The sequence below is a fragment of the Mesorhizobium sp. WSM3873 genome (assembly GCF_001672445.1).
GTDB lineage: Bacteria > Pseudomonadota > Alphaproteobacteria > Rhizobiales > Rhizobiaceae > Mesorhizobium.
This window is the reverse complement of record NZ_LYTM01000033.1, coordinates 1-14,035: the sequence shown is the minus strand read 5'-3', so window position 1 is coordinate 14,035 and position 14,035 is coordinate 1. Positions and strand designations below refer to the sequence as shown.

At 66.2% G+C, this 14,035-nt stretch carries 15 protein-coding genes; 5 read left to right on the top strand and 10 right to left on the bottom strand.

The window, feature by feature from the left end; all coding sequences use genetic code 11:
* Positions 1-20: 20 nt before the first annotated feature.
* A complete protein-coding gene (locus A9K71_RS19590; RefSeq protein ID WP_082980609.1) occupies positions 21-422 on the bottom strand; it encodes a low affinity iron permease family protein in 402 nt (133 codons plus the stop codon).
* Positions 423-716: 294 nt separating this feature from the next.
* Here A9K71_RS19590 and A9K71_RS19585 point away from each other — a divergent pair, with 294 nt between their 5' ends.
* Positions 717-908 carry a hypothetical protein gene (locus A9K71_RS19585; RefSeq protein WP_066999471.1) on the top strand — a complete coding sequence of 64 codons (192 nt, stop codon included), beginning with the start codon at positions 717-719 and terminating at the stop codon, positions 906-908.
* Positions 909-1,011: 103 nt separating this feature from the next.
* Positions 1,012-1,323 carry a hypothetical protein gene (locus A9K71_RS19580; RefSeq protein ID WP_066999469.1) on the top strand — a complete coding sequence of 104 codons (312 nt, stop codon included), beginning with the start codon at positions 1,012-1,014 and terminating at the stop codon, positions 1,321-1,323.
* 117 nt (positions 1,324-1,440) lie between these two features.
* On the opposite strand, the gene A9K71_RS31670 is transcribed toward A9K71_RS19580, so the two are convergent.
* Positions 1,441-2,409: an Lpg1974 family pore-forming outer membrane protein gene (locus tag A9K71_RS31670; RefSeq protein ID WP_197504256.1), complete on the bottom strand. Its 969-nt coding sequence runs from the start codon at positions 2,407-2,409 to the stop codon at positions 1,441-1,443.
* A 109-nt stretch (positions 2,410-2,518) separates the two neighbouring features.
* Between A9K71_RS31670 and A9K71_RS19570 the strand changes: the two genes are divergently transcribed.
* Entirely contained in the window at positions 2,519-3,427 is a 909-nt protein-coding gene (locus A9K71_RS19570; protein ID WP_197504255.1) for a sulfotransferase domain-containing protein, read from the top strand.
* 10 nt (positions 3,428-3,437) lie between these two features.
* Here the strand turns inward: A9K71_RS19570 and A9K71_RS19565 are convergent, their stop codons facing one another.
* The 5 genes from A9K71_RS19565 to A9K71_RS19545 form a co-directional block, all read right to left on the bottom strand.
* A complete protein-coding gene (locus A9K71_RS19565; protein WP_082980606.1) occupies positions 3,438-3,893 on the bottom strand; it encodes a MaoC family dehydratase in 456 nt (151 codons plus the stop codon).
* On the bottom strand, positions 3,890-5,179 hold the full coding sequence (locus A9K71_RS19560; protein WP_066999462.1) for an NAD(P)/FAD-dependent oxidoreductase: 1,290 nt from the start codon (positions 5,177-5,179) through the stop codon (positions 3,890-3,892). Before A9K71_RS19560 ends, A9K71_RS19565 begins: the two co-directional genes overlap by 4 nt.
* 24 nt (positions 5,180-5,203) lie before the next feature.
* A complete protein-coding gene (locus A9K71_RS19555; protein ID WP_066999459.1) occupies positions 5,204-6,430 on the bottom strand; it encodes an NAD(P)/FAD-dependent oxidoreductase in 1,227 nt (408 codons plus the stop codon).
* Positions 6,431-6,598: 168 nt separating this feature from the next.
* Positions 6,599-7,177 carry an OsmC family protein gene (locus tag A9K71_RS19550; RefSeq protein ID WP_066999456.1) on the bottom strand — a complete coding sequence of 193 codons (579 nt, stop codon included), beginning with the start codon at positions 7,175-7,177 and terminating at the stop codon, positions 6,599-6,601.
* Positions 7,178-7,438: 261 nt separating this feature from the next.
* Entirely contained in the window at positions 7,439-7,675 is a 237-nt protein-coding gene (locus A9K71_RS19545; RefSeq protein WP_141245859.1) for a DUF1127 domain-containing protein, read from the bottom strand.
* A 194-nt stretch (positions 7,676-7,869) separates the two neighbouring features.
* On the opposite strand from A9K71_RS19545, the gene A9K71_RS19540 reads away from it, so the two are divergent.
* Positions 7,870-9,252 carry a nodulation protein NfeD gene (locus A9K71_RS19540; protein ID WP_095778849.1) on the top strand — a complete coding sequence of 461 codons (1,383 nt, stop codon included), beginning with the start codon at positions 7,870-7,872 and terminating at the stop codon, positions 9,250-9,252.
* On the top strand, positions 9,249-10,013 hold the full coding sequence (locus A9K71_RS19535) for a slipin family protein (protein ID WP_066999450.1): 765 nt from the start codon (positions 9,249-9,251) through the stop codon (positions 10,011-10,013). The genes A9K71_RS19540 and A9K71_RS19535 overlap by 4 nt, the downstream gene beginning before the upstream one ends.
* A gap of 158 nt (positions 10,014-10,171) precedes the next feature.
* Here A9K71_RS19535 and A9K71_RS19530 read toward each other — a convergent pair whose 3' ends face one another.
* From A9K71_RS19530 to A9K71_RS19520, 3 genes are read right to left on the bottom strand one after another with little or no spacing between them, the layout of a single operon-like run.
* On the bottom strand, positions 10,172-12,460 hold the full coding sequence (locus A9K71_RS19530) for a xanthine dehydrogenase family protein molybdopterin-binding subunit (RefSeq protein ID WP_066999447.1): 2,289 nt from the start codon (positions 12,458-12,460) through the stop codon (positions 10,172-10,174).
* Positions 12,457-13,440: a xanthine dehydrogenase family protein subunit M gene (locus A9K71_RS19525; RefSeq protein WP_066999444.1), complete on the bottom strand. Its 984-nt coding sequence runs from the start codon at positions 13,438-13,440 to the stop codon at positions 12,457-12,459. The genes A9K71_RS19530 and A9K71_RS19525 overlap by 4 nt, the downstream gene beginning before the upstream one ends.
* Positions 13,437-13,904 (bottom strand): (2Fe-2S)-binding protein, encoded by a 468-nt coding sequence (locus A9K71_RS19520; RefSeq protein ID WP_245299684.1) that lies wholly within the window; start codon positions 13,902-13,904, stop codon positions 13,437-13,439. The genes A9K71_RS19525 and A9K71_RS19520 overlap by 4 nt, the downstream gene beginning before the upstream one ends.
* Positions 13,905-14,035 lie beyond the last annotated feature (131 nt).

The following is a 14,035-nucleotide window of genomic DNA, read 5'->3' as shown; positions in this document are numbered from 1 at the left end:
CCGCCCCTTCGGCCGGTGCTTCAGCTACCCCAACGCCCCCCGCCCGCTGCGGCACCGGCCTCATTCGTCTCGTTCTGCGATGCCGCCTCGGCCGAGCCGGCTTCCGCTTCGCGCTCCAGCTCGACCAGCTTCGACTTGATCTCTTGCGTGTCCGCATGCTCGAGCCCAACCACGTCATTGCGTGTCTGCCGCAGCGCGATCACGATCTCGTCGAGTTTGGCGTGGATGGCCGCCGTGTCCCGGTACCCCTGGATAAGCACGATCCCCGTGATGATGATGGCCGCTGCCGACAGCGCATAGGTCACCGTGTTGGTAAGTCCGTAGGGTACGAGCAAGGTGCACGCCACCATCGCGATAACCATCGCATAGAAGCCGGGCGGCCTAGACAGAAAATCGGCGACGATGAAGAGGAGCCGATTCATGGGCGACGCTATGAAAGCAGGAACCCGGCTATCAGCACGGTGAGGACCATCGAGGCCGGCACGGCAAGCAGCCAGCGAGCCTCCAGGACACTGTTGGTAGGGTCTTCCATATTTATCCTCCCATCGGCGAATTGCTTGCCGGCAAACGGCGACCAAGAGCGTTCGTTCCACTCATCGGCCAACCGTCCGAAGCGCCGTCGGACTGAAGTCCGGAAAGCAAAGAAGAGGATCGACCGGCGCAACCTAAGTCATGCTTCCGCATTTCTGACGCGCCATTGCATCGGGAGGCGATATATGACCGACGGACTCGCGGACGATCTGGAAGACCAGCCCTATGAAACAGCGTCCTTCGCCAGCAAATACGGGCTCTCCGACAAGCTTGCCAAGGCCATGTTGATCGCGAACGGACCGTCGCGACGCGCCTGCGACGCCGCGGCGAGCACTTACCTCAGATATGTTGCGCTGCGGCGCGAACGCCCGAAATGACCTTCGCTGCGTTGCTGCCGGGCAGCCCGATCCAGGCCGGAACCAAACAGCCCGGCAGGGGTTTATCCGGCGAAGGGGCGCTCCACCAACCAGGAATATTGCAATGAAAACAGTGCTTCTCGCAGCGTTGGCGCTTTGCGTCGCGGCACCCGCCGTCGCATCCGCCGCCGAGGCCGATGTGGTCATCACGACGCATCACAGGCACCATTACCATCACCGTCCCGCCATCGTCATCAACGAGGAAGGCCACCGCCTTCATCATCGCCATCACGGCACCGTCGCATTCTATGACAACGGCCGCCGCGCCTGGCATCGCCATCACCGCTCGGACGCCGTCGTCGTCACGAACTCAGTCGAGCGCCATCACCGCTACCACCGTCGTCCAGTCACCGTCGAAAGCGACACCGACTATTGACCGCTATCGGCCCGGCTCCGGAACCCACAGCCGGGCCGACCTAAACGGCGCCACAACTCACCCGATACAAAAGCCCGCCGAACGCGCGGCGGGCTTTTCCTCATAAATCTGAGATGATCAGAAGGCGGTCGTCAGCCTCAGGAACGCCCCGTGATAGACGCGGGTCGAATCTGCGCCTCCGCCCACTTTCGTGAAGTCGATCCCGGGCAGGGCGTCAAAATAGGCGTCGGCCCGGTAGCCCACCGCCACCTTGGTCGTCGACGTGAAATTATAGGTCAGCGCGAGCGAGGCATCGAGATTGAACACACCCTTCTTGTCCGACTGCGTGATCATATCCCCGCTCTCGACTGCAAATGTCCGGTCTCGTTTGAGAGCGAACAGGTAAGCGGCGCCCGCGCCATAGTCGACGCCCCACTGGCCGGATATGGGCATGCTGCCTTCGACAGCCACGCGGGGGCCGAGGCCCTGGAACCGACTCTTCAGATAGGCGTCGCTGGTGGAATTCAGCGATGTCAGGTCGGAGCCGATGTAAGCCGCACCGGGGCCGCTGATCTTCTCACTCAGATCCGCATAGCGAAGCCCGAGCTTGACCTGCGCATCCCCGGATCCGATGCCCATGTCGCGGCCCACCGCGAAATCAGCAACTAGGTGCGACGAGCGGACATGAACGGTACCTGCCGGGGCACCGGTGGTATCGAATGAACGGTTAGGCCCAGACGTTCCATCGCCCGGCGGCCGCGCGAAAGTTACAGTTTCGCTCGAGTCGTGATGTTTGTTGCGTCTGCTCCACCCATAGCGGAAGCTTGCGCTGGCATGCCATGTGTCGTTGAAGCGGTAATCGAGACCAGCCGCAACTTCGCCGCCGGCTCCCGCGAAGGGGGAGAAGAAGTCAGGCAGCGGCGTGTTCGGATAGAGGCGATCGCCGCTCGCCCAGTTCACGCCCCCTTCGATGAACACAGTGAGCGCCGGCAACGTGGCCGCAACCGGCACTGAGGTATCTGCGAGGTCAGCCGCGCGCGCCGCCGGTGCCAAGGCCGCCAACGCAATGGATGAAACGCCCAAAAGCAGTAGTCTTTTCAGATGCATGATATTTCCCAAGCCCAAATCATTCCGCCACGTCACATGCCCGCCCGATCGTGGAGATTTCAATTCACACCCATGTGATGGAATTGGATTGCACGCATATGTTGCAAAAATGTCGAATGCGCTATCAGCGGCGGCGAACGGCAACAGGGCCGGCCGAGGAGGTACATTGTCCCATCAATCCGGAATAGTTTGGCTGGCATCGTACCCGAAGTCGGGCAACACCTGGACGCGGCACTTCCTTCACAGCCTGCTCAAGGTTCTGCATGGAGAAGCCGGCGCGCAGTCCATCAACAACATGGGGCGGTTCTCCAGCGGCGAGGCCGGCAGGTGGCGGTATTCCGCCATGGTCGGCAGGGAGATCACGAAGGACGATAACGAGCTTATCCCCACACTCCGTCCCAAGGTCCAGGTCAAGCTGGCTGAGGAGGCGGGCGGCGTCGCCTTCATCAAGACGCACAATGCCTTGCTGATGGACGAGGGCCAGCCGGTCATCAATCCCGCCGCAACGGCGGGCGCCGTCTACATTGTGAGAAATCCGCTCGACGTCGTCATTTCATTGTCGCACCATCGCGGCAAGCCCATCGACGACACGATCGATTTTATGGCCTGCGAGGGGATGCGCACGGTGATCGGCGAAAAGCAGGTGTATGAAATCTGGGGTTCATGGAGCGAACATGTGTACAGCTGGACGCGTTCGCCGCATCCGGCAATCTACGTCATGCGCTACGAAGACATGCTGGCCGAGCCGGGCAAGACCTTCGGCGGTCTTGCCCGGCACCTCAAAATGAACCCGTCGGCGGCCGAACTCGACTGCGCGATTGAGATGTCGTCATTCGGCAGCCTCCAGGCACAGGAGAAGGAGGACGGATTCCGCGAACGGCCCGAGGCCGCCACGGCGAATTTCTTCCGGTCTGGTAGGGCCGATCAATGGCGCGACGTGCTGACAGCGAGTCAGATCGACCAGATCGCCTCCAAGCACGAGGCGCAAATGCAGCGGTTCGGCTATTTGCCCAACTGATGCGTTTGCGTCAGCCCCCGGCGAGCGGCACGGTGAACACCGTCGCGGTGCCGGTGAGGCAAAGCTCGCCGGCCTCGTTGCGCACCGAGGTCTCCAATTTCGTGATCGGCTTGTCGGCGCGCACGTCCTTGACCTCGACGCGGCCGGTGATCAGTTCGCCGACGCCGACCGCCTTGACGAATTTCCAGGAGACTTCGAGGAACACCGAGCCGGGCCCGGGAAGGTCCTCCGCGACCACCGCGTTCAGGATGCCGGAGGTGACGCCGCCCTGCACGATGAGCTTGCCGAACACCGAGGCCTCGGCCAAGGCCTTGTCGTAATGCAGCGGATTGCGGTCGCCGGTCATCTCCGCGAAGGCGTCGATATCCTGCGGTTGCGTGCGCCGCGAACGCTCGGCGACGGCGCCGACCTGCGGCCGCCCGTTGATGACGCCGATCCACCCGTCCTTCATCAAATGTACGGTCATGGTCTTACTCCCGTTCGGTTGCGATAGAGGCTCGAGCCCGCCATTGCCTGCGGTTCGTTTGCTGGCGCTCGATAAGTCGCCAGCTCGCTCATGGCGGGCACGGCGCGGCGGACCGGGATCGCGTGTGCGGCGAGCGCCCGGACCTCGGCCTTCATCACCGCGCTGAAGCGGCGGTGCCGCTCGCCGATATCGGCCAGCGACCAGTCGAAACCGGCAATGGCGTCAGTGGTGTCGAGGATCTGATGGGCGAAGAGATCGCGCTCCTGCTGCCAGGTCGCGAGGGCTGCCTCCGATCCGTCCAGGATCGCCCGCGCCAAGCCCTCGGCATCGCGCAGCGCGTCGGCAATGCCGTGCGAGGTGAGCGGGTCGCGGAAGAAGCCGGCATCGCCGACCAGCGCCCAGCCTGTTCCGTGAGCGTGGCGGATGTAGCCCGGCACGCCGCGGAAAGCCTGCAGGCGGGCATCGTCGGGCGCCCGGCTCGCCTGTTCGGCCAGTGCCGGCGAAAGCGCCTCGAGCACCTCCATGCGGGCGCGGAAATGATCAAGGCGGAAGCGCTCGTCGAACAGCTTGGTCGGCACCGAAGCGACGATGCAGGCCAACCCGGCATTGGTCGGAATGATGGAGCCGGCGATGCCGTCGCGGAAATACCAGTGATAGCCGGCGCCGGGTTCGACCGGCGCATAACCATAGACATGGGCTGCCGAGACCGTGCCCCTTCTGAGCACTTGCGCGTCGCAGCATTTCGCCACCGTGGAGCCGATGCCGTCGGCGCCGATCACGATGTCGGCCCTTAAACGTAAGGCCGCGCGGCCGGCGCCGCGGATCTCGACGCCGCGCACGCGTCCGCGCGTGTCGGCAAAGAGGTCGCCGACCGCCACGTCGTGCAGGAACTCGGCGCCGGCCTTGCGCGCGGCATCGACGAGCATGCGGTCGAGCACGGTGCGCCTAGGCGCGATCAGCCCGGGAACATCGGGCCCGGCATTGAGCGGAATCGTGATCTCCTCCTCGCCATAGTGGAACGTCGTTGTCTCGATCAGCGGCGTGCCGGCCCTGAGCAGTGGCTTGAGCAGGCCCCAGCGCGACAGCTGCAGCACGGCGGGCCGCATCAGCGCATGCGTCGACAGCGTATCGGAGCCGTAGGGCCGGCGCTCGATCGCCAGCACCTTCAGGCCGGCGCGGGCAAGCAGCAGCGCCGTCGAGGCGCCGGCGCAGCGCGCGCCGACGATGATGGCGTCGTAGTGGGCGCGCTTGGGCGTTGGCGGAAGGGAAATCGCGGTCGTCGGCATCTTCGGTGTCCTCACGGAGGCCTCTCAGGCGGCTTGGCGACCCTTGCGGTCGAGATAGCTGGAGACCTCGGCGGCGATCGCTTGCGCGTCGACGCCGGCGCCGCCGATGAAGTTGGAATCGCGCTTGCGCAGGAAGCGGAAGCCGAGCGCGTAGAGGCCGGGAACGCCGGTGATCCCGTCGCGGTGCGCCAGCTCGCCATCCGGCCCGACCGCGGACGCCTCCAGCCAGTCGAACGAGCGGGCATAGCCCGTCGCCCAGATCACCGTGCCGGTCGACCCCTCCGTCAGCGAAAGCCGCTGGCGGCGCGCAGAGGGCGTCGGCACCGGCTCGCGCCGGCCGGGCCGCGCGGCGCCGGCGAAGCGGTCGATCTCGGCAAGCAGCCGCCCCTGCTTCGCGTCCGCCGCCGCGATCTGCGCGGCAAGATCGTCGGCAAAGGCGATCTCGCGGTTGGCTATGCCGCGCACGCGGCCGGTGAGCTCGACACCGAGCGCCTGCAGCGTGGCAAGGTCGATATCGGCCTTGTCCGGTCGCCCGGCGAGCTGCAGCGAGGGCTGGCGCCTGGCGCTCTCGGGATTGGCGAGCCCGTCGAGCGGCTGGGCCATCACGCCCATCTGACAGAGCCAGAAGAAGATGTCCTTGCCGCGCCACAGTCTCGGCAGGCGCGTATGCTTGCCGACGGACAGCATCACACGCCGGCCGACGCGCGCGAGCTCGTCGGCGATCTGCACGCCGGAAGATGAGGCGCCGACGATCAGCACCCCGCCGGGCGGCAGCTCGCCGGGAGAGCGATACTGCGAAGCGTGGATATTCAGCGGTCCGCCTCTGGTCTCGGACACAAAGGGCATCATCGGCCGGTCGCAATGCCCCGTCGCCACCACTACGACCCTGGCCGACCAGTCGCCGGCGCCGGTGGCGAGCGCGAAGCCGCCGCCGGTCCGCCTGCAGGAGGTGACCTCGACGCCGCATTCCACCGGCACCTGCCAGCGGCTTGCATAGGTTTCGAGATCATGGACGAACACGTCCTTTGTCCTGAAGCCGTCGGGGTCCGCGCCGTCATAGGGCGAGCCGGGCAGGCCGTTCAGCCAGTTCGGCGTCAACAGCCTCAGCGATCGCCAGCTCTGCGTGCGCCAGCGCTCGCCGATGCGGCCGCGCTCCAGCACGACATGGTCGATTCCGGCGCGGCCAAGGCAATGGCTGAGCGCAAGCCCGGCCTGCCCGCCGCCGATGATGACGACGTCAGCATGTTTCATGGCTCTGTTCCGCGGCCCTGGGGAGAGACGGTTCGGATTTCTCCGAACCGTCGCTTCAGCTAACGCATGTCGCCCAGAAGTGTGCAGCGGTTCTGGGACAACGACATGCGTCAAAACAAAGAACTAAGGCGCGTCGCCTGAACCGTTTTCAGGACGACGCGCTTTAGGTCACTGGATGGTCTTGATGCCGACCGTGACCGGCACGCCGTTGGTCAGCACGTCGAACACGGCCGAGCGTGCGCGGGCCTGCTCGACCAGCTGCTCAAGCTTCTCGGCCGGCGCGTCGCCCTCGACCTCGAACGACACCTGGATGTTCTGGAAGCCGTTGCGGACCTCGTCCGAGATGCCGAGGATGCCGCGCAGGTCGATGTCGCCGTCGACCGAGCACTTCACCGTGGTGAGCTTGATGCCGCGCGCGGCGGCGATGTTGGCGAGCCCCGCCATCAGGCAGCTCGCCAGCCCATGCAGCAGCCACTCGACAGGGGTCGGGGCGTTGTCGGCGCCGCACAGGATCGCCGGATGGTCGCTGTCGGCATAGAAGGGCTTCTCGTGCTTCTGCTCCTGGCCGGCGCCGTGGAAGCCATGCATGACGCTCTTGCTGTGGGTGCCTTCGACCCATTCGTTGTGGGCGCGGAACTGGAACTTCGCCAGCTCCGGCTGACCGGCGACGAAATTGATGGTCGCCAGGAGGTTCGGTGTGTCGACGCCGTTGAGCGGAACGCGGGCAGGTTTGGTGCTGGGTTGCATGTGACTACTCCGAAGGTTGCTTTGCGGCTTGGTTGCCGTGACGGCTTCCTTTCTGACGCCGATGCGTTTGAACGAGAGTGGATGGCAGCGTGGAATTTCTGACACGCCCACCGTGGAAATTGCATCGCCCGTTTCATTTGGGCGGACAGCCCGCGGCCGGTTCCAATGCCGGCAGTGCCTCGCGCCGGAACGCGAAAACCCCGGCGAGCCGGGGTTTTCACCAGCCTTCCGGCCGGCCGCCGATGCACTCGTTCATCCGCTTCAGGCGTCCGTCCTGCCGGCTGCGGCAAGCGCGGCGCGCGTGGACGTGTAGTGCTCGATCTGCGAGCGGCTGATGCCCATGTCTTTGAGCAAATAGTCCGGCATGGCGCGCAGCGCGGCGCGATCGCTGCGCATCCGCATGGCGTGATAGGCCAGCCGCAATCCGCGGCGGGCAGAGCCGAACAGGTTGAAGCCCGTGCGGCCGGTTTCGTACTGCAAACGATCCATCGTCGTCATTGTCGTCTCCATTGTTGCGAGCGCGTTCATTCGCGCCGTCGATGGGGACAATGACGTACGGGCGAGGGAGCCAGCGTTGGAGGCGACGTCGAAATTGCCGTGGAATCGTGAAGAGGGAGATTACCCGCTCAGCTCGCCCCTCATTGGACTTGCCACGGCACAACCCCATATTGAATCCCAAGGAGCTTTGAGGCGTGAAACTCGCGCGGGTGGCCCTTCTGGCAGCGGCTTTCATGGCCGCCGCGGCGGTTTTCCCCTTCTCCTCGGCCGAAACGGCGGGGGAGAGGATGGCCTTGAGCATCGCGATTGACGGCGCCATCGGTCCGGCGAGTTCGCGCCAGCTCAAGGAAGCGCTCAAGACCGCGGCCGAGCGCAACGCCGGGGCTCTCATCCTTCAGCTCGACACGCCCGGCGGCCTCGTCACCTCGATGCGCGAGATGATCGCCGATATCCTGGCGTCCCCCGTTCCCGTCATCGGCTATGTCGCGCCCGCCGGCGGTCATGCGGCGAGCGCCGGAACCTATATCCTTTACTCGACCCATGTCGCGGCGATGGCGCCCGGTACCAATCTGGGCGCCGCGACGCCGGTCGAGATCGGCGGGCTGCCCTCGCTTCCCGGCGGTGAGAAGGACGACAAGGACACCGGGAAGCCAGCCGGGGACCCGATGATGGCCAAGGCGACCAACGACGCGGTGGCGCTGATCCGCTCCCTCGCCGAACTGCGCGGGCGCAATGGCGACTGGGGCGAGAAGGCGGTTCGCGAGGCGGCGAGCCTCTCGGCAAGCGCGGCGCTGCAGCAACATGTCATCGACTTCGTCGCCCGTGACAAGGCGGAGCTGCTGCAGCTCGCCGACGGCCGCACCGTCGACGTGGCCGGCAAGAAAGAGGTGCTGGCGACGAAGGGCCTGGCCGTCGAGGTCCTGGATCCCGGCTGGTTCATCCGGCTTCTCGCGGTCATCACCGATCCGAACGTTGCCGTCCTCCTGATGCTGATCGGCTTCTACGGCATCGTCTTCGAGGTCACGAGCCCAGGTGCGGTGGCGCCTGGCGTCATTGGCGCCATCTGCCTCGTCCTCGGCCTCTACGCGCTCGATCTCTTGCCGATCAACTATACCGGTCTCGCCCTGATGCTGCTCGGCGTCGCCTTCCTCATCGTCGAGGCTTTCAGTCCGACAGTGGTGCTGGGTGTCGGCGGCGCGGCCGCCTTCCTGCTCGGCGCGGCCATGCTGCTCAAGGTCGAGGGGCCGGGCTTCGCCATATCGTGGGCGGTCATCGGCCCCGCCGCGGCGCTGACGCTGGGCCTCGCGCTGCTGGCCGGCAGCTATCTGTGGGCAGCGCGCCGCAATCCGCCGCGCGTCGGCGGCGGGGCCATGCACGGTCTTTCCGTGGACGTTCTCGACTGGGAAGGCGGAGAAGGTCATGTGCTGGCGCTCGGCGAGCGCTGGCGCGCCAAGGCCGAGGAGCCGATCGCGCCCGGAGATCGTGCTGAGGTGACCGCCGTCAGCGATCTCGTGCTGACGGTGCGGCGGCGTGGTGCAGGTCACAACGGAGCGGGAAACGACGGAGCAAAACAATGACGCTCGGCTATGTCGCCTATCTGATCCTCGCGCTGCTGGTGATCATGTTCCTGTCGGCGGCGATCCGCATCCTGAGGGAATATGAGCGCGGCGTCGTCTTCACGCTCGGCCGCTTCACCGGGGTGAAGGGGCCCGGCCTCATCCTGCTCGTTCCCTTCATCCAGCAGATGGTGCGCGTGGACCTGCGCGTTGTGGTACAGGACGTGCCGCCGCAGGACGTCATCTCGCGCGACAATGTCTCGGTCAAGGTCAACGCGGTGCTCTATTTCCGCATCGTCGACGCCGAGCGGGCGATCATCCAGGTCGAGGATTTCATGACCGCCACCAACCAGTTGGCGCAAACCACGCTGCGTTCGGTGCTCGGCAAGCACGAGCTGGACGAGATGCTGGCCGAGCGCGACAAGCTCAACAGCGACATCCAGGACATCCTCGACCAGCGCACCGACGCCTGGGGCATCAAGGTCTCCAATGTCGAGATCAAGCATGTCGACCTGAATGAGAGCATGGTTCGGGCCATCGCCAAGCAGGCAGAGGCCGAGCGGCTGCGGCGCGCCAAGGTCATCAACGCCGACGGCGAGCAGCAGGCGGCGGCCAAGCTGGTCGAGGCCGGCCGCATGCTGGCGGCCGAACCGCAGGCCATGCAGCTGCGCTATTTCGAGGCCCTGCACGACATCGCCGGCGAGCGCTCATCGACCGTGGTCTTCCCGCTGCCGGTGGATCTGCTTAGCCAGTTTTTGAAGGGCCAGAGCCAGGGCAGGTGATCTCCCCCCTCGAGGGGGAGATGCCCGGCAGGGCAGAGGGGGTCGGTCCGACTGGACTCGGCCTATTGCGACGGTTGTAGGTTGGCGCCCCACGCGCGGCGACCCCCTCTGTCGCCTTCGGCGACATCTCCCCCTCGAGGGGGGAGACAAGGCCGGCGCTAAATCAACTTCTCCAGCGTAATCGGCAGATCCCGCACCCGCTTCCCGGTGGCGTGGAACACCGCATTGGCAATCGCCGGCGCCACGCCGACGATGCCGAGCTCGCCGACGCCCTTGCCGCCCAGCGCCGAGGAATGCGGGTCGGGGATGCCGACCGAGATCGTCCGGATGTCCGGGATGTCGGCATTGGTCGGCAGCATGTAGTCGGCGAGGTTGCCGTTGACGATGCGGCCATGGCGGCGGTCGACGATGCCTTCTTCCAGCAGCGCCTGGCCGATACCCATGATGATGCCGCCCTTCCACTGGCTCTCCGCCAGCTTGGGGTTGTAGAGCCGGCCGGAATCCAGCGCCGACACGACGCGCGACACGCGCACCGTTCCAAAATCCTCATCGACGCGCACCTCGACGAAATGCGCGCACCAGGAGTGGCGGGAATAATCGCCCTCGGTGTGCGGCAGCGCCATGGCGATGGTGGTGTAGTTGTTGTAGCGCTGCTCCGGCGTGAAGCTGGCCGGAACCGTGTCGCCCTTGGCCTCGATCTTTTCGCGACCGAGGGCGCGCATCAGCTCGGCGATCGAGAACTCCGGGCCGTCACCGCGCGGCGAGGCGATGCGGCCACCCTTCACTTGCAGCGTGTTCGCCTGCAGCCCATGGAAGGGCGAGCGCGGATCGGAGAGCGCCAGCCCGATCAGCTCGTCCAGCGCCTGGCCCGCCGCCTTGTAGACGGCGCCGGTCATGACCCCGGCAAGCCGCGAGCCGCCGGTGACGCCGGCGCGGGCGAAATGCGAATCCCCCAGCCTCACCGACACCTTCTCCACCGGCACGCCGAGCGTCTCGGCCGCGGTCTGCGCCAGGATCGTGTAGGTGCCCTGGCCCATGTCGATGGAGGAGCTCTCGACCTCGACCGAGCCGTCGGCCAGGAGCTTCACCACGGCCTCGCCATAGGCGCGCCGAACCGGATAGGTGCCGGCCGCGACGCCCCAGCCGATGAGCTGGTGGCCGTCACGCATCGAGCGCGGCTCGCGCGAACGCTTAGCCCAGCCGAAGGCTTCCGCGCCGGCGGCAAAGGCCTCCCGCAACTGCCTTGTCGACCACGCCTTCTTTGCGTGGGGATCCTGCTCGGCATAATTGATCAGCCGCATCTCCAGCGGGTCGATACCGAGCTCATGGGCGAGCTCGTCGATGGCGCATTCGATACCGAAGGCGCTCGGGTTCTCGCCCGGCGCGCGCTTCGCCCCCGGCACCACCGTGTTCACCCTGACCACATTCTGTTTCGAGGAGAAATTGGGCGTCGCATACATGATCGAGGTGACGGAGCCGAGCGGCTCGACCCACATGCCGTCGACCGCCGTCTCGTTGACGCCGCGATGCACGATCGACTGGATGCGGCCCGCCTTGTCGGCGCCGATCGCAACCGTCTGGCGTGTCGCGGCGCGGCCGCCATAGGAGGTGAAATTCTGCGGGCGGTTGAGCACCAGCTTCACCGGGCGTCCGAGCATCTTTGCCGCTGCCGCGGCCACCGCGCTGTGCGCGAGCGCCAGCGCCTTGGAGCCGAAGCCGCCGCCGATATAGGGCGAGACCAGCCGCACATTCTGGAACGGCACGCCGAACCATTCGGCATAGGTGCGCGCCATGCCGTCGAGCCATTGGCTCGGTTCCCAGATGGTGAGCTGGTCGCCCTCCCAGCGCGCGATCAGCCCATGCGGCTCCATAGCCGCCTGGAACTCGCGCGGCGTGTTGTAGGCGGCGCAGACGCGCACCGGTGCCTCGGCGAAGGCGGCCTCGGCGTCGCCCCATTCCTTGGTCATGGCGTCGACCGGAATGCCGTCGCTGCCGTCGCTGAGGTCGACGATTGCCGGCATCTCGTCATAGCTGACCTTGACCAGCGCCGCGGCGGCGACGGCCTGCTCGAAGGTCTCGGCCACGACGGCAGCAACGTGCTGGCCGGAAAAGGTGACCTCGCGCACCAGCGGGCAATAGGTTTCTTCGGACGGCTGTCTGCCGAACCAGTCCGATGCCGAATTCAGTTCCATGATGGTGTCGGGCGTCAGCACGGCGAGCACGCCTGGCGCGGTTTCAGCCGCGCGCGTGTCGATGCCGGTGACCTTGCCGGCGGCAATCGTCGCGCCGACCAGTACCGCATGGGTCAGGCCTTCGAGCTGCTGTTCGAACGCGTAATGCGCCGCGCCGGTGATCTTGGCCGGGCCGTCGACGCGCGACAGGCGCCCGCCCACCGCTTCGAGGCGCGCGCTGTCGGAGCCTGCGTGTTTCATGTCATGAACGGTCATACCGTTTCTCCCAATTGGAGGATGGCGCGCGCGATCACGCGGGGCGCCAATGCAATCTTGTAGTGGTTGGCGCCGTGGTCGACGGCGCCCTCCATGACGAGCTCGCTCGCCTTGCGAAAGGACGCTTCGTCGAGCGGCTTGCCCTTCAGCGCCTCTTCGACGGCGCGCGCCCGCCACGGTTTCGTCGCGACGCCGCCGACCGCGACGCGGATGTCGCGTATGGTGCGGCCGTCGCCCTCGAGCTCCAGTCCGACGGCAGCGCTCGCCGCCGCGAACTCATAGGACTGGCGGTCGCGGACCTTGAGATAGGTCGACCGCCGGGCCGCGGCCGAGCCCGGGATCTCGATGGCCGTGATCATTTCGCCGGGGCGGATGTCGTGCTCGCGTTCGGCCGTGGCGCCAGGGGCGAGGAAGAAGTCCTCGACCTTCAGCTTCCGCTCGCCGAGATCGACCTCGGCGTCGAAGGCGACCAGCGCGATGGCAAGATCGCCCGGATAGGTGGCGATGCAGGCTTCGCTGGTGCCGAGCACCGCATGGCCGCGCGAGACCCCGCCGATCGCCGAGCAGCCGCTGCCCGGCTCGCGCTTGTTGCAGGCCGGGAAGTTCTGCGGATCGCGGAAATAGGGACAGCGCGTGCGCTGCATCAGGTTGCCGCCGATGGTCGCCATGTTGCGCAGCTGCGCCGAGGCCGCCTGCCACAACGCTTCCGAAACCGCCGGGAAGTGGCTTTTCACCTCGGCGTTGTCGGCGACATGGCTCATCTTGGCCAGCGCGCCGATGACGGCGCGGTCGGCGGTTACATCAATGGCGTTGAGCCCCTCGATATGGCTGATGTCGATGACGGTGGCCGGTTCGGCGACGCCGCATTTGGCGAGATCGATGAGCGTCGTGCCGCCGGCAAGCAGCATGGCGCCGGGAAGGGCGGCCGCGTTGCGCGCGGCCTCGACGCTGTCGGCGCGAAGATAGGAAAAGTCTCTCATGAGCGGAGCTCCCTGGCTGCCTGGCGGACGGCGGCGACGATGTGCGGATAGGCGCCGCAGCGGCACAGATTGCCGGCCATGTATTCGCGGATCTCCTCGTCGGAGCCGGCATGGCCCTCGCGGATGCAGGCCACCGCCGACATGATCTGTCCCGGCGTGCAATAGCCGCACTGGAATGCATCCTGTTCGAGGAAGGCGGCCTGCACGGCGTGCAGCGTGCCGTCTTCGTCGGCGAGCCCTTCTATTGTTGTGATCGAGCGTCCCTCGACCTGGGCGGCGAGCGTCAGGCAGGCCAGCACCCGCTCACCGTCGACATGAACGGTGCAGGCGCCGCACTGGCCCTGGTCGCAGCCCTTCTTGGTGCCGGTGAGGTGGAGCCGCTCGCGCAGCGCGTCGAGCAGGGTAACCCGCGGCTCGATATCGAGCGCGTGGTCACGGCCGTTGATGGTGAGGTGGACGGACAAGGTGGTGGGGCTTGCGCCGTTGCTGGCCTTGCCGTTCCTGAAATGGCCGTCTTCGGGAGGGTCGATGATTGTCTGGCTGGTCATGAGGCGTCGGGCTCCGATTGCTGGACGCTAGGGGGAGGGAAATGGGG